Raw genomic sequence first — 15,184 nt, forward strand, 5'->3', positions numbered from 1 at the left:
CGCGGGTCAATTATAGTAAACGCAATTGCCAGCTAAATTATCAAATTGTCACGCAGAAATAAACTGGTGAATGAACTAGGCCAAGTTTTTAGACTGTGACAATGCGTGAGCATCTCGCCGGATTTGACGCCTATATTCGTTGGAGGGATTCACGAGATCCCGTGTACTCAACCGGATATCTGGAGGAGGCGCCATGTCTGACTTGTTGCAACTCAGTCCTACACTCATCAAAATCATCGCCCGTATCAACCCTTACATTTGGGAAGTCGTGGGAGGCGGGCCGTTGGGGAAACGTGTTCAGATTGCCGCGATTGCGGCGGACCCTGAGCCGAGCCCTTGGCTGCAAGCGCAATTGGCTGCCGTCGAAATAGGGCAGCGCCAGGTGGATGCGGCTTCGGCGATTCAAACGCAAAATGGCGACGCAAGGCCGTTCCTGAAGGCTGTGCTGGATGATTGGTGCGGCACGCCGTATCCACACCCGCACTTCCCGCACAACTGGTCCACCGGGCTGGGTGAGCCAAGGCCGCCGCGTCCCAATGAGCTGGATGCTTATACCTTGCCCATCCTCGGCGCCATCGCGATGATCAGGCAAAGCGAATCGATCGCCAACGAGTCGCTCAGCAAGGCGCTGGCGGAAACCGGCGCTGCCATGATCCAGCGCGCTACCACTCACGCGCTAGAACATCAGCGGGAACTTCGCTGAAATAGAAAAGGCCGCCCGAAGGCGGCCTTCTGATTGACAGCGGCGAGAATCAGTCCGCCGCGTAGATGTCGTTGTCCTTGGTTTCACGGACGAACAGCGCGCCGATCACCGCGGTGATCAGAGCAATCACGATCGGATACCACAGACCGTAGTAGATGTCGCCCTTGAACGCCACCAGCGAGAACGAGATGGTTGGCAGCAGGCCGCCGAACCAGCCGTTACCGATGTGGTATGGCAGGGACATCGAGGTGTAGCGGATGCGGGTCGGGAACAGTTCCACCAGCATGGCTGCGATCGGGCCGTACACCATGGTCACATACAGCACCAGGATGAACAGGATCAGGACCATCATCGGTTTGTTCATCTGCGCTTCATCAGCCTTGGCAGGGTAGCCCGCAGCCTTGACGGCGGCCGACACTTCCTTCTTCATGGCAGCTTCGTTGTCCTTGCTGGCCTTGTCGAAGTTCAGCCCATCCGGGGTCATCACTGCGTTGAAGGCATTGATTTCCTTGTCGCCGACTTTGATCACGGCCACGGAACCAGCAGGTGCATCCTGGCGGGTGTACGCCACGGACGAACCGGTCAGCATGCCGGTCGCGATATCGCAGGAGGATGGGAATTTCTTGGTGCCGGTCATGTTGAACTGGAAGTGGCAGGAGGCCGGATCAGCCACCACCACCACTGGGGAGTTCTTCAATGCCGATTCCAGCTGCGGATTGCCGTAGTGGGTCAGGGCGCCGAACAGCGGGAAGTAAGTCGCCGCGGCCAGAATGCAGCCACCCAGGATGATCCACTTGCGGCCGATCTTGTCCGACAGGGAGCCGAAGAAGATGAAGAACGGGGTCGCCAGCGCCAGGGACAGAGCGGTCATCAGGTTGGCGTTGGGGCCATCGACTTTCAGCACCTGGGTCATGAAGAACAGGGCGTAGAACTGGCCGGTGTACCACACGACCGCCTGGCCCATGGTCAGACCGATCAGGGCCAGGATCACGATCTTCAGGTTGCGCCATTGGCCGAAGGATTCGCTCAGTGGGGCTTTGGAGGTCTTGCCTTCAGCCTTCATCTTGGCGAACGCCGGGGACTCGTTCATCGACAGACGAATCCACACCGAGATACCCAGCAGCAGAACCGATACCAGGAACGGCACGCGCCAACCCCAGGCATTGAAGGCTTCCTCGCCGATCGCGGTACGGGTGCCCAGAATCACCAGCAGCGACAGGAACAGGCCCAGAGTCGCGGTAGTCTGAATCCAGGAAGTGAAGATGCCGCGCTTGCCGTGTGGCGCATGTTCCGCCACGTAGGTCGCTGCACCGCCGTATTCGCCGCCCAGTGCCAGGCCTTGCAGAATACGCAGAGAGACCAGGATAATCGGCGCCGCAATGCCGATCTGGGCGTGCCCAGGCAGAAGGCCGACGATGAAGGTCGACATACCCATGATGAGAATGGTGATCAGGAAGGTATACTTACGGCCGATCATGTCGCCGAGGCGGCCAAACACCAGTGCGCCGAAGGGACGCACGATAAAGCCTGCCGCAAATGCCAGCAGCGCAAAAATGAAGGTGGTGGTCGGATCGCCGATGAAGAACTGCTTGGCGATGATTGCGGCCAGCGAACCGTACAGGTAAAAGTCGTACCATTCGAACACGGTACCCAGCGACGATGCGAAGATGACCTTCTTTTCTTCAGCGGTCATGGGGGACGCTTTACCGTTCCCCATCTTGCGCATGTCTGCGGTGCCAGAGCTAATTGCCATGATGTGTGTCTCCTCCATTTATTTAGAATGCCAAATACATAACCGGCATCATGGAGTCTGGACTCTTAACCTTACGTCATGCTTGCTTGAAACTTACGCAAAACTTACAAAAATATTAGCGAACGACCGTGCTTTAATGTGTTATTCTCGATGGATACATTATCAAGGAGACTCCAAATGACTGATGCCGTCATCGTATCGACCGCCCGTACCGGCCTGGCGAAATCCTGGAAAGGCGCCTTCAACATGACCCATGGCGCAACCCTGGGCGGCCACGTGCTGCAGGCGGCAATCACCCGCGCCAATATCGAGGCGGGCGAGATCGAAGACGTGATCATGGGCTGCGCCAATCCGGAAGGCGCGACCGGCGGCAATATCGCGCGCCAGATCGCCATCCGCGCCGGCGCACCCGTTACCGTGCCGGGCATGACCATCAACCGTTTCTGCTCGTCTGGCCTGCAAACCATCGCCACCGCAGCTCAGCGCATCATCGCGGGCGAAGGCGAGATTTATGCGGCGGGCGGCGTGGAGTCGATCTCCTGTGTGCAGCAGGAGATGAATATGCACATGTATAAGGACGTCTGGCTGAATCAGCACAAGCCGGAAATCTATCTGCCGATGCTGCAAACGGCGGAAATCGTGGCCAAGCGTTATGGCATCAGCAAGGAGCGCCAGGACGAATACGGCGTGCAAAGCCAGCAGCGCGCGGCTGCCGCCCAGGCGGCCGGCCTGTTTGACGCTGAAATCGTGCCGATGACCACCGTGATGGGCGTGGCCGACAAGTCGACCGGCACCCTGGGAACGCGCGAAGTGACCATCTCGGCCGACGAAGGCATCCGCGCCGATACGACGCTGGAAGGCGTGTCCAAGATTCGCACTGCGATGCCGGGCGGTGTGATCACGGCGGGCAACGCCAGCCAGTTCTCGGATGGCGCCTCGGTTGCGGTGTTGATGAGCGATCGGGCGGCAGCGGCGAAAAGCCTGACGCCGCTGGGTATCTTCCGCGGCTTTGCCGTGGCCGGCTGCGAGCCGGACGAAATGGGCATCGGCCCGATCTTCGCGGTGCCGAAGCTGCTGAAGAAAGCCGGTCTGAAGGTCGAGGACATCGGCCTATGGGAATTGAACGAAGCCTTTGCCGTGCAGGTGCTGTACTGCGCCGACAAACTGGGCATCCCGATGGATCGCCTGAATGTGAACGGCGGCGCGATCGCAGTGGGCCACCCTTACGGCGTATCCGGCGCGCGCATGACCGGCCACGCACTGATCGAAGGCAAGCGCCGCGGCGCCAAATACGTGGTGGTCACCATGTGTATTGGCGGCGGCCAGGGTGCGGCAGGCCTGTTCGAAATCGTCTGATCGCGCGAGGCGCCATGCAATCGAAACTGCTGTCGCGCCGGGACGTCGAATTTCTCCTGTATGAATGGCTGGACGTGAAGGCGCTAACAGCGCGTCCACGCTTCCAGGACCACAACCGGGAGAGCTTCGACGCCGCCCTCGATACCGCCGAACAGATCGCGACCGAGCTGTTCGCCCCCCACAACAAGAAGAATGACCAGCAGGAGCCGCACGTTGGCCCCGACGGCGCCGTGCGGATCATCCCTGAGGTGAAACAGGCGCTGGATGCCTTCTCGGCGGCAGGTCTGATGGCGGCGGGCCACGACTACGAACAGGGCGGCATGCAGCTACCTTATGTTGTGGACCGCGTGCTGGCCGGCTACTTCACGGCTGCCAATGTCGCGACAGCTGCCTACACCTTCCTGACGATGGCGAATGCAAACACGCTGCTCAAATGTGGTTCGCCGGAGCAGATCGAGCGCTACGTCATGCCGATGCTGGAAGGCCGCTATTTCGGCACCATGTGCCTGTCCGAGCCGCAGGCCGGTTCCAGCCTGTCCGACATTACCACGCACGCAGAAGCGGATGGGGAAGGGCGGTATCGCCTGCGCGGCAACAAGATGTGGATCTCCGCCGGTGAACACGAATTGGCCGAGAACATTGTCCATCTCGTTCTGGCCAAGATTCCGGACGCGCACGGCAAACTGATCCCCGGTGTGAAAGGGATTTCGCTGTTCCTCGTGCCGAAATTCCTACCCGATGGCGAGCGCAATGACATCGCGCTGGCAGGCTTGAACCACAAGATGGGTAATCGGGGAACGACCAACTGCCTGCTCAACTTCGGTGAAGGCAAGTACCGGCCGGGCGGCGCGGCCGGTGCGATCGGCTTCCTGGTCGGCCAGCCGAATCATGGCCTGGTCAATATGTTCCACATGATGAACGAGGCGCGCATTGGTGTCGGCATGGGCGCGGCGATGCTGGGCTACACGGGCTATCTGCTATCGCTGGACTATGCACGCAATCGCCCGCAAGGCCGTCATCCCGCCGCCAAAGATCCTTCCGCGCCGCAGCTGCCGATCATCAAACATACCGATGTGCGGCGCATGCTGCTGGCGCAGAAAGCTTACGTGGAAGGCGCGCTTGGCCTCGTGCTGTACAGCGCCAGGCTGGTGGACGAACAGCAGACCGCTGAAACGGCCGAGGACCGCGAACGCGCCGCGCGTTTGCTGGAGTTCCTGACGCCGATCACCAAATCCTGGCCTTCGCAATGGTGCGTGGAGGCGAACAGCCTGGCGATTCAGGTGCATGGCGGCTATGGCTACACGCGCGAATACAATGTCGAGCAGCTGTATCGCGACAATCGCCTGAACTCCATCCACGAAGGCACACATGGCATTCACGGGCTGGATCTGCTGGGGCGCAAAGTCGCTTTAAAGGATGGTGCGCTGTTCAAGGCGTTTGCGTCCGAACTGCGCGCCACAGTGGATAAGGCGGCGGATGTCGCCACGCTGGCCGCGCATGCCAATGCGCTCGATGCGGCGTGGCGCCGCGTGGAAGAAGTCACGCAAACGCTGTATGCTGCGGGCGACACGAACAAGACGCTGGCCAACGCTACGGCTTATCTGGAAGCAGTCGGCCACGTGATCGTCGCCTGGATCTGGCTGGAGCAAGCCATCGTGGCCACGAGCGCCGAGCCATCCGATTTCTATCGCGGCAAGCTGCAAGCCTGCCGCTATTTCTACCAATGGGAGCTGCCCAAGGTCCACGTACAACTGGATCTGCTGGACAGCCTTGATACCACTACGCTCGATATGCAGGATGCGTGGTTCTGAGGAGTTGAAATGATCAAACACATCGTCATGTGGAAGCTGAAAGACCACGCCGAGGGCGCCGATCGCGCCACCAATGCGAAAAAAATGAAGGAGCAGCTGGAAGCCTGCGCGGGCATTGTCCCCGGCATCCTGAAGCTGGAAGTGGCCATCGCCGAAGAGGGCCTGGAAGCGACTTACGATATCGTGCTGTATTCCGAATTCGCCGACAAGGCAGCGCTGGACGCCTACCAGATTCACCCTCAGCACCAGGCTCTCAAGCCTTTCTTTGGCGCCGTACGCGAAGCGCGCCAGTGCATGGATTACACCGTTTAAGGAGACGCAATGCGCACGACCCAGGAACTCTTCAGCCTCAAAGGCAAAACTGCGCTGGTGACCGGCGGCTCGCGTGGTCTCGGCCTGCAAATGGCGCTGGCACTTGGCGAACAAGGCGCAAAGATCGTGATCTCGGCACGCAAGCAGGCGGAACTCGATGAAGCCGTCGCCACGCTGCGCGAGCATGGTATCGAAGCGCATGCCATTGCAGCGGATCTGGGCAAGGAATCGTCGATCGAGCCGCTGGTGGACGGCGCCCTGGCGCATCTCGGCCATATCGATATCCTGATCAACAATGCCGGCGCAACCTGGGGCGCCGCCGCGGAAGACTATCCGCTGGAGGCCTGGGACAAGGTAATGAACCTGAACATCCGCAGTATTTTCCTGATGTCGCAGGCAGTCGGCAAGAAGTCCATGATCCCGTGCAAGAGCGGCCGTATCATCAATATCGCATCGATTGCCGGCCTGGCTGGGAATGCTCCTGGCACGATGAAAACCATCGCCTACAATACTTCGAAGGGCGCCGTAATCAACTTCACACGAACACTGGCGGGCGAATGGGGCGAGCATGGCATCAATGTGAACGCGATTGCCCCTGGCTTCTTCCCTTCGAAGATGAGCGCTGGCGTACTGAAGGCCATTGGCGAAGAGAAGCTGGAAGCGGAAACGCCGTTGCACCGGCTGGGCGGTGACGAAGACCTCAAAGGCGCGGTGGTGCTGTTCGCATCCGATGCGGGCCGGCACATCACGGGCCAGACGCTGGCCGTCGATGGCGGCGTCTCGGCAGTTTAAGGAGACAGCATGGCGACCTATCAACGCATTGTCCTTGCTTCCCGCCCGCGCGGTGAAGTCGAAGCTGGAAACTTCCGCCTTGAGACGGCCGAGACTCCGGCGCTGAGCGAAGGCCAGATCCTGGTGCGCAATCACTTCCTGTCGCTGGACCCGTATATGCGCGGCCGCATGAGCGACGCCAAGAGTTACGCTGCGCCGCAGCCGCTGAACGAAACCATGATCGGCGGCACGGTCGGTGAAGTGGTCGAATCGAAGAACCCGAAATTCGCCGTGGGCGATTTCGTGGCCGGCATGTTCGGCTGGGCCGAGATGAGCGTGTCCGATGGCGCGGCGCTGCGCAAGGTGGACACGACGCACATTCCGGCCTCCGCCTATCTTGGCGTTGTCGGCATGCCTGGTATGACCGCCTGGTATGGCGTGAACAAGATCATCGCACCGAAGGCTGGCGAAACCGTAGTCGTCTCGGCAGCCAGCGGCGCGGTTGGCGCCACGGTTGGCCAACTGGCGAAACTGGCGGGCGCGCGCGCGGTTGGTATCGCGGGCGGCAAGGAAAAGTGCGATTTCGTGGTGAATGAGCTGGGCTTCGATGCCTGCATCGACTACCGCACAGGCAATCTGGAAACCGATCTCGCTGCCGCAACGCCGGATGGTGTCGATGGCATCTTCGAAAACGTCGGCGGCGCCGTGTTTGACGCGGCACTCGGCCGCAGCAATGCCTTTGCCCGCATCGCGCTGTGCGGCATGGCGGCCGGCTACAACGGCGAAGACATCCCGCTGCGTAATCCGCGCCTGTTGCTGACCAACCGCGTTTCGCTGCGTGGTTTTATCGTGACCGAGCATCTGGACCTGTGGCCGCAAGGCTTGACCGAACTGGGCAAACTGGTCGCAACGGGCCAGATGAAGTACCGCGAATCGGTGTCGCAAGGGTTGGCCTCGGCGCCGGAAGCGCTGATGGGACTCCTGAAGGGCAAGAACTTCGGCAAACAACTGGTGAAGCTCATCTAAATGAAAAACTTCAAAGACAAGGTCGCCGTCATCACCGGCGGAGCAAGCGGTTTCGGACGTGAATTTGCCATCAAGGCCCACCAGCTGGGCATGAAGATCGCGCTGGCGGACGTGCAGGCCGACGCGCTGGAACGCACGGTGCAGGAGCTGCGCGAGCAGGGCGCCCAGGCGTTTGGCCTTGTCTGTGATGTGCGCAAGAGTGCCGATGTACAGGCGCTTGCCGATGCCACGATGAAGGAATTCGGCGCGGTGCACCTGGTGTTCAACAACGCCGGTGTCGGTTCCGGTGGCCTGATCTGGGAGAACTCGGAAGCCGATTGGGAATGGGTGATGGGCGTGAACGTCTGGGGCGTCATCCACGGCGTGCGCATCTTCACCCGCCTGATGTTCGAATGCGCGAAGAACGATCCGGATTATGAGGGCCATATCGTCAACACCTCGTCGATGGCGGGCACCATGAGCATGCCAGCCATGGGCGTGTACAACGTGTCCAAGCACGCGGTGGTCACACTGAGCGAAACGTTGTACCAGGATCTGCAGCTGGTGCAGGCGCCCATCAGTGCTTCGGTACTGTGCCCATATTTCGTCCCGACCGGGATCGGTCAGTCGCACCGCAATCGTCCAAGCGATGTGCGCATGACCGCGCCGCCCACCGCCAGCCAGCTGGCCGCACAGTCGCTGGTCGACAAGGCCGTCAACTCCGGCAAGTTGACTGCGGCGGACGTCGCAGAGCTGACGTTCGAAGCCGTTGCCGACGACCGCTTCTACATCTTCACCCATCCGCAAGCCCTGGGCGGCGTGGAGCAGCGCATGAAGGATATGGTGAACCAGCAGAACCCGAGCGATCCTTACGCAGCCACGCCGCAGATCCGGGAGGCCCTGCTGGCGAAGATGCGCGCGGGCTGAAATCCTGCGACAATCACGCCCATGAGCACACAACACGATATTCGCTTCGGCGACTGGGCAAGCATGCAGGCGGACGCCAAGCCGATCCGCCTGGAGGTCTTCGTGCAGGAACAGAACGTTCCCGCCGATCTGGAAATGGATGACAAGGACGCGGTCTGCGTCCACGCCGTGGCTTTCGCTGACGGCAAAGCGATTGGCACAGGCCGCCTGCTGCCGGATGGCCATATCGGCCGTATGGCCGTGCTGCGCACTGCGCGCGGCACCGGGGTTGGCGGCGCGCTGTTGAAAGGCTTGATGGCCAGGGCGGAGGAGCGCGGCGACGAGCGCGTCATTCTGAGCGCACAAACCCACGCAGCGGATTTCTACCTCGCCCACGGTTTCGCCGCACAGGGCGATGTGTTTTACGAAGCAGGCATTCCCCACATCGAGATGGTCTATTACTTCTGAGGCGGAGGGCGCTATGAAGCGTGTGTTCGCAGCACTGGCAGTTGCCGGCGTATTTGGCGCCGGCTATATCGCAGGTTCGATCAACAGCTTCCCCAACGCCCACGCGCAGTATGGCGGTGCGGGCGCATGGCCCGCCGCGGCCGCCGCTTCGTCAGCCGGCAGCACGCATTTCTACACGGTGGACACGGGCACGCGGACGCTCATCTGGTGCAAGTCGGACGGCAGCGCCAAGCCGTCCTGCGTGCGTGAGCCTTTGCCTTAACGGACCGTAACCTCGTGCAGCAGGCCGGGTGCGCTGGCATACAGCTTGACCACCGTGGAGCTGCGCGTGCCGTAATTCGGCGATTCAATCTTCACCGCTGACAGCAGACGCTCCCATTCGATCGGGACGCCGGTGTCGGGCAGGCGCATGTCCGGCACGGTCGCCGTGTCCGACAGCATCTCAAAATAGGCATCTTCCGGTGCGCCCAGGCACAGCATGCTGGCAAACTGCGCCTTCGTCTTCAGCACCTTCGGCCATGGCGAGTCCAGCAAGCCGTTGGACAGGCCATACACGCCCGGCGCCAACGGCTGGCCGTTGCGCGCATCACCTTCGCCTTTATTCGAATACCACACCAGCTCTTTGCCGTCGCACAGAATCAGGTTGAAGCCGTTGTAGTACGATGCGCCGCCGGCGATTTGCGCAACGTAGTCACGCGCCGACAGCTCGCCTTGCAGGAAATCGGTCACCAGATGGCCACGCGAAGGCGCGTCATCGCGATGATCGAGCGGATTGCGGACGTTGGTAATGGCGGCAAAGCGCGATGGCGTTACGGCAGCATCGGCTGGCGCGGCGGCCGGATCGGGCTCGGACGTGCCATGGCAGTCCGCACGCACGACCGGCTCGTCGGCGCTGGAACAGTCGGCCGAAGCAGGGCGCGTGATGCCCATCCAGCTGCCGCCGGCCTTCAGGTCGCGGCCCGCGAAAACATGAGGAAACTCCGGCCATGACGCGGCCGGCGCGGTCGCGCGCTCGTAGAACTCGTCGCGGTTGGCCGCGGCAATCAGCGGCACACCCGGCACAACCTGCCAGGCGAAGACAATCAAACACATGGTGACACTAAATCCGTAAATACTTCCACGTGGCGAAGACCGGCGGTCAATGCCACCAGACCTGCTTCAGCCACGGCCTGCGCCAGCACGGCATCGAAGCCGTCCGGCGTGGCGGGATAAACCTCCATCCAGGTCTGCAAGCCGTCTTTGGCTTGCGGGCGCCGTTTCAATTGCGGCGCCAGGGAGTAGCGCGCGGCCAGCTTTGACTGCATGGCCGCGACCAGGGGCTGCAATGCGCCGGCATCGGCCTCGCGCACCTGGTAATAGATGTACAGATCGAACATGCTCAGACGTCGAGCTTATCCAGCACGTAGGGCATCGGCAGGAATTGCAGGGCGGGGCCGGTGGCCGAGCCCAGACGCACATCCGCCTGCTCGATTGCATCCAGTTTCATTTCAACCAGCGCGTCCACGCCGCCCTCGCCATTGGGCGCGGTGTTGACCACCATGCCGCAAGGCTGCTCAGGATCGGCAGGCGTGAAGACTTCAGCGCCCGGCGCAACGTCCGCGCTGGCGATGGTGACCAGTGCCGTGCGGCGTTTCAGCTTGCCGAGGTACTGGCTGCGGGCCACGATTTCCTGGCCGGGATAGCATCCCTTCTTGAAATTGACGCCACCCAGCAGTTCCAGGTTAACCATTTGCGGCACGAACTGCTCCTGCGTACCGGGGCCAATCTGCGCCACGCCGGCGTGGATATCGGCCAGGCGCCAGGTTTCATTGCCGCCAACGATCAGGCGATCGGCCAGCACTGGTGCGGCCATCGTTGCCGTTTCGGCGGTGGTCAGCCACAGGTAGCGCGGCGCGCCGAAAGCATCGGCTACGCGCAGCAGTGTGCCCAGCGGGTGATCGATCCTTGAATATGGGCGGTTCGGCAGCACATCAAACCAGGTTTGCAGCACCGCTTCCGCCATGCCGCCGCCGAGGCCGAGGGCGACATAGTTGTCGGTCACGTCTGCAGGTTTGGTCTTGGAGCGCAGCACGAACATCTGCAGGCGTTTCTGGATCGGCGCCTGGATGGCACGCGGCAGTTGCAGGAAGACGGAATCGTCATTGCGCCACATCAGGAAAGAAGCCATGATGCGGCCCTTGGGAGAGCAATAGGCGGCAAGGCGCACCTCATCCTGGCCCAGACGCTCCACGTCATTGGTCAACTGATTGTGCAGGAAACTGGCAGATTCTTCGCCGGTGAAAGCGATCAGGCCCTGATCGGTGACCGGGGCAACAAAGCCCACGGCGAGGCGGGCAGTGGTCAGTGGTTCTTGTTCCTGTATTAAAAGTTGATTCCAGCTGTTCATAAAATCCAATATTTTGACCGTGAAGGCAGTATCATTATGGGCTCATTATAGTGATCTCCCGAAATTTCCGCCGGACGCTCCGAAAACGCTTACATCGGGAGCGAAACTGGTTCAATATTCGGTTAACGAACGATCATTCGCAACAAACTAGTGACATGGCATTTATAACAAAAACGATCGCATTGGGAGTAGTGGCTGCCGCGGCAGTTGCAGCGGGATTCGCCTGGTGGGCACAAGAGCCCATCACGACCGAGGAACCGGCGATCGAATTCACGATCAATAAAGGTAGCGGCGCCGGCGCGGCAGGCCAGCAGATGGCCGCTGCGGGTGTGCCGATCCAGCCCTTCATGTTCAATATGCTGGCCCGCTTCACGGGCAAGAGCAATAAGCTGAAGGCCGGTTCCTATGAGCTGAAACCGAACACGACGCCTCTGCGGCTGATGGACCAGCTGGTGAGGGGCGAGTTCGCGCAGGAGTCGCTGACCATCATCGAAGGCTGGACCTTCAAGCAGATGCGCGCCGCCATAGCCGGCCACAAAGGCCTGAAGCATGATACGGCGGACCTGAGCGACAAGGAGCTGATGGCGCGCGTAAATCCGGACTTCAAGAGTCCTGAAGGCCTGTTCTTCCCGGACACCTACCTGTTCGCCAAAGGCTCCAGCGAGCTGCAGATCTTCAAGCAGGCGCACATCATGCTGATGCAGCGCCTGGCCGAAGCCTGGGAAAAGCGTGCGCCGAACCTGCCGTATTCCAGCCCGTATGAAGCGCTGACCATGGCCTCCATCGTGGAAAAGGAAACCGGCCAGAAGTCCGAGCGCTCCATGATTGCCGCTGTCTTCGTCAATCGCCTGAAGCTTGGCATGCTGCTTCAGACCGATCCCACCGTGATTTACGGCATGGGTGACAAGTTCGATGGCAACATCCGCAAAAAGGATCTGGAAACGGACACCCCTTACAATACCTATGTGCGCACCGGCCTGCCGCCGACGCCGATTTCGCTGCCGGGCGTGCAGTCGCTGATGGCGGCCATGACGCCGGCCAAATCCGGCGCCCTGTACTTTGTATCGCGCGGCAATGGCACGAGCCAGTTTTCAGACAACCTGACCGACCATAACCGGGCGGTGAACCAGTACCAGAGACAATGACCCAACGCGGTAAATTCATCACCTTCGAAGGCATCGACGGCGCCGGCAAATCCACCCATATCCAGTACGTCAGCGACCTGATCCGGGCACGCGGCGTGGAACTGGTGAGCTCCCGCGAACCGGGCGGCACCCCGCTGGGCGAAAAGCTGCGCGAGCTGTGGCTGCACGAGGCCATGCACGTCGAGACCGAAACCCTGCTGGTCTTCGCCAGCCGTCGTGAACACATTGCGCAAGTAATCCAGCCGGCGCTGGACCGCGGCGCCTGGGTCATTTCCGATCGCTTCACCGACGCCAGCTTTGCCTACCAGGGCGGCGGCCGTGGCCTGAGCCGTCACAAGCTGGAAACCATGGCGCACTGGGTTCATGCCGACCTTGAGCCTGACCTGACCATCCTGTTTGACGTGCCGCTGGAAGTGGCGCGTGCCCGTCTGGATGCCACCCGCGACCTGGACCGCTTCGAACGCGAAAAGGCAGACTTCTTCAACGCCACCCGCAATGAGTACCTGCGCCGGGCGGCCGAATTTCCGCAGCGCTTCCGCGTGATCGATTCGACGCGCAGCATTGAAGATATCCAGCGCGAGCTGGCCGGCATCGTGGGCAAGCTGGCATGAGCGGCCAGATCTATCCTTGGCAGCAGAACGCCTGGCGGCAACTGCAAACGCTGCGCGAGCGCATGCCGCACGCCATTCTGTTCCACGGCGCGGCGGGCATCGGCAAGGCGGATTTCATCGAGCAGTTCGCGCAGGCGCTGCTGTGCGAGAGCGTGCGCCCCGATGGCCATGCCTGCGGCGAATGCGCGTCCTGCGGCTGGTTCCTGCAGCAGAACCACCCGGACTATCGCCGCATCCGCCCTGAATCGATGGAGGATGATCCCAGCGACGACGCCGAGGCCGGCGAGGACAAAAAGAAGTCGAAAACGCCATCCAAAGAAATCAAGATCGAACAGATCCGCTCCCTGGCGGATTTCATGAATATCTCGACCCACCGGCAAGGCTTGCGTGTGGTGGTGCTGTATCCCGCCGAAGCCTTGAATATGCCAGCCTCGAACGCTTTGCTGAAAACGCTGGAAGAGCCGCCGCCAGGCACCGTATTCCTGTTGGCGTCGAACTCGCTGGACCGTCTGCTGCCGACCATTCTGTCGCGTTGCCGCAAATTCGCCATGCCGATGCCGAACCACGCGGAAGCGCTGGCCTGGCTGAAAGAGCAGGGCGTACCGGAGGCCGATTCCTGGCTGCGCGAACAGGGCGGATCGCCGCTGGCCGCTGCGGCCCAGGCCGAAACGGGCAACCGCGAAGAATTGGACAGTTTCCTGCAATACCTGGCGCATCCAAGCGTCGAAGGGGCGTTGCGCACTGCCGACAAGTTGCAAAAAGTGCCACTTTCAGCACTTGTATCCTGGCAACAGCGCTGGCTTTATGATGTTTTTTCGTACAAACTGTCAGGAAACATCCGTTATTATCCACGTTACCAGCGTGAGCTGGCCGGGCTGGCCGACAAGGTCCACGTCAGCCGGCTGATGGCAGCGCTGAAAGGAGCCACCGAACGCCGCGCGACATCGGACCATCCGCTGTCGCCCAAGCTATTTATCGAGGATATGCTGCTTGACTATACTTCGTGCTGTACCTGAAAGGAATTGAATGAGCGCTAGCCCAAACGATCCAAACACCGTGCCGATCAACCGGCCCACGGTGCTGTCGCTGGCGATCAAGGAGAAGGCGGCCCTGTACGCGGCCTATATGCCCTTCCTGAAAAACGGCGGCATGTTCGTGCCGACGCAAAAGCCGTACAAAGTAGGCGATGAAATCTATCTGCTGCTGACGCTGATGGACGACCCGAACAAATATGCAATTGCCGGCAAGGTGGCTTGGATCACGCCTGCCAGCGCGCACAACAACAAGACGCAGGGCATTGGCGTACACTTTCCGGACGATGAAACCGGCAAGCGCACCCGCCTGCGCATCGAAGAAATCCTGGGCGCCGCGCTGCGCTCGTCCCGTGCCACCCATACTCTCTGACTTTTTGCATGACGCAGTTCCGCCACCGCATTGCCACGCTTGACGATCTGCCGACGATCGTCGCCATCTACAACAGCACCATCGCTTCGCGCGAAGTGACGGCCGATACCGAACCGGTATCAGTCGAGTCGCGTCTAAACTGGTTCCACGAACACACGCCGGACCGCCGTCCACTGTGGATCATCGAAGAAGAGGGCCGCGACGGGATCGTCGGCTGGATCTCGTATTCGAACTTCTACGGCCGCCCGGCGTACTCCGGCACCGCCGAAGTCTCGATCTACATCGACGAAATCTGGCGCGGCAAAGGCGTCGGCAAGTACGCCCTGACCGAAGCCATCGCCTTCGCGCCGCAGATCAAGGTCCACACGCTGCTGGGCTTCATCTTCGGCCACAACCAGCCGTCGCTCGGCCTGTTCCGCAAATTCGGCTTCGATACCTGGGCCAATTTCCCGCGCGTCGCGAATTTGGATGGCATCGAACGCGATCTGATCATCCTCGGCAAGCGCGTTGCCTGAACCCGAGATTCGGGTCAGACCCTTGGGTCTGACCCGGT

General features: G+C 60.9%; 18 protein-coding genes. 14 read left to right on the forward strand and 4 right to left on the reverse strand.

The window, feature by feature from the left end; translation table 11 throughout:
* Nucleotides 1-193 precede the first annotated feature (193 nt).
* A complete protein-coding gene (locus AB4Z19_RS06855; RefSeq protein WP_442030051.1) occupies nucleotides 194-703 on the forward strand; it encodes a hypothetical protein in 510 nt (169 codons plus the stop codon).
* Nucleotides 704-752: 49 nt separating this feature from the next.
* On the opposite strand, the gene AB4Z19_RS06860 is transcribed toward AB4Z19_RS06855, so the two are convergent.
* On the reverse strand, nucleotides 753-2,456 hold the full coding sequence (locus AB4Z19_RS06860) for an MFS transporter (protein WP_442034768.1): 1,704 nt from the start codon (nucleotides 2,454-2,456) through the stop codon (nucleotides 753-755).
* A gap of 177 nt (nucleotides 2,457-2,633) precedes the next feature.
* Here AB4Z19_RS06860 and AB4Z19_RS06865 point away from each other — a divergent pair, with 177 nt between their 5' ends.
* The 8 genes from AB4Z19_RS06865 to AB4Z19_RS06900 are packed head-to-tail and all read left to right on the forward strand — an operon-like array spanning nucleotide 2,634 to nucleotide 9,347.
* A complete protein-coding gene (locus AB4Z19_RS06865) occupies nucleotides 2,634-3,812 on the forward strand; it encodes an acetyl-CoA C-acyltransferase (protein ID WP_442029596.1) in 1,179 nt (392 codons plus the stop codon).
* Between the two features lie 14 nt (nucleotides 3,813-3,826).
* Entirely contained in the window at nucleotides 3,827-5,623 is a 1,797-nt protein-coding gene (locus AB4Z19_RS06870; RefSeq protein WP_442034770.1) for an acyl-CoA dehydrogenase, read from the forward strand.
* A 9-nt stretch (nucleotides 5,624-5,632) separates the two neighbouring features.
* On the forward strand, nucleotides 5,633-5,935 hold the full coding sequence (locus tag AB4Z19_RS06875; protein ID WP_442028963.1) for a Dabb family protein: 303 nt from the start codon (nucleotides 5,633-5,635) through the stop codon (nucleotides 5,933-5,935).
* Between the two features lie 9 nt (nucleotides 5,936-5,944).
* Entirely contained in the window at nucleotides 5,945-6,727 is a 783-nt protein-coding gene (locus tag AB4Z19_RS06880) for an SDR family oxidoreductase (protein ID WP_442028962.1), read from the forward strand.
* Nucleotides 6,728-6,736: 9 nt separating this feature from the next.
* Nucleotides 6,737-7,732, forward strand: coding sequence for an NADP-dependent oxidoreductase (locus AB4Z19_RS06885; RefSeq protein WP_442028961.1), 996 nt, complete (start codon nucleotides 6,737-6,739; stop codon nucleotides 7,730-7,732).
* Nucleotides 7,733-8,638 (forward strand): SDR family oxidoreductase, encoded by a 906-nt coding sequence (locus AB4Z19_RS06890; protein WP_442034772.1) that lies wholly within the window; start codon nucleotides 7,733-7,735, stop codon nucleotides 8,636-8,638. It abuts the gene before it with no gap.
* Between the two features lie 21 nt (nucleotides 8,639-8,659).
* Nucleotides 8,660-9,085: a GNAT family N-acetyltransferase gene (locus AB4Z19_RS06895; protein WP_442028950.1), complete on the forward strand. Its 426-nt coding sequence runs from the start codon at nucleotides 8,660-8,662 to the stop codon at nucleotides 9,083-9,085.
* Nucleotides 9,086-9,098: 13 nt separating this feature from the next.
* Nucleotides 9,099-9,347 carry a hypothetical protein gene (locus AB4Z19_RS06900; RefSeq protein WP_442028949.1) on the forward strand — a complete coding sequence of 83 codons (249 nt, stop codon included), beginning with the start codon at nucleotides 9,099-9,101 and terminating at the stop codon, nucleotides 9,345-9,347.
* On the opposite strand, the gene AB4Z19_RS06905 is transcribed toward AB4Z19_RS06900, so the two are convergent.
* Genes AB4Z19_RS06905 through ygfZ form a run of 3 tightly spaced genes read right to left on the reverse strand, consistent with a single transcriptional unit; the run spans nucleotide 9,344 to nucleotide 11,471 of the window.
* Entirely contained in the window at nucleotides 9,344-10,177 is an 834-nt protein-coding gene (locus AB4Z19_RS06905; RefSeq protein WP_442028948.1) for an NRDE family protein, read from the reverse strand. The two genes, AB4Z19_RS06900 and AB4Z19_RS06905, sit on opposite strands and share 4 nt — an antisense overlap.
* Nucleotides 10,168-10,461, reverse strand: a complete 294-nt coding sequence (locus AB4Z19_RS06910) for a DUF4936 family protein (protein WP_442028947.1) — start codon at nucleotides 10,459-10,461, stop codon at nucleotides 10,168-10,170. Before AB4Z19_RS06910 ends, AB4Z19_RS06905 begins: the two co-directional genes overlap by 10 nt.
* A 2-nt stretch (nucleotides 10,462-10,463) precedes the next feature.
* Nucleotides 10,464-11,471, reverse strand: coding sequence for a CAF17-like 4Fe-4S cluster assembly/insertion protein YgfZ (ygfZ, locus tag AB4Z19_RS06915; protein ID WP_442028946.1), 1,008 nt, complete (start codon nucleotides 11,469-11,471; stop codon nucleotides 10,464-10,466).
* Nucleotides 11,472-11,626: 155 nt separating this feature from the next.
* Between ygfZ and mltG the strand changes: the two genes are divergently transcribed.
* From mltG to AB4Z19_RS06940, 5 genes are read left to right on the forward strand one after another with little or no spacing between them, the layout of a single operon-like run.
* Nucleotides 11,627-12,616 (forward strand): endolytic transglycosylase MltG, encoded by a 990-nt coding sequence (gene mltG / locus AB4Z19_RS06920; RefSeq protein ID WP_442034773.1) that lies wholly within the window; start codon nucleotides 11,627-11,629, stop codon nucleotides 12,614-12,616.
* Entirely contained in the window at nucleotides 12,613-13,227 is a 615-nt protein-coding gene (gene tmk / locus AB4Z19_RS06925; protein ID WP_442027580.1) for a dTMP kinase, read from the forward strand. Before mltG ends, tmk begins: the two co-directional genes overlap by 4 nt.
* Nucleotides 13,224-14,243 (forward strand): DNA polymerase III subunit delta', encoded by a 1,020-nt coding sequence (locus AB4Z19_RS06930; protein WP_442027581.1) that lies wholly within the window; start codon nucleotides 13,224-13,226, stop codon nucleotides 14,241-14,243. Before tmk ends, AB4Z19_RS06930 begins: the two co-directional genes overlap by 4 nt.
* Before the next feature lie 10 nt (nucleotides 14,244-14,253).
* A complete protein-coding gene (locus AB4Z19_RS06935) occupies nucleotides 14,254-14,631 on the forward strand; it encodes a PilZ domain-containing protein (RefSeq protein WP_442027583.1) in 378 nt (125 codons plus the stop codon).
* Between the two features lie 8 nt (nucleotides 14,632-14,639).
* Nucleotides 14,640-15,146, forward strand: a complete 507-nt coding sequence (locus AB4Z19_RS06940; RefSeq protein ID WP_442027584.1) for a GNAT family N-acetyltransferase — start codon at nucleotides 14,640-14,642, stop codon at nucleotides 15,144-15,146.
* Nucleotides 15,147-15,184 lie beyond the last annotated feature (38 nt).

Source organism: Pseudoduganella sp. RAF19 (assembly GCF_052114165.1).
Lineage (GTDB): Bacteria > Pseudomonadota > Gammaproteobacteria > Burkholderiales > Burkholderiaceae_D > Rugamonas.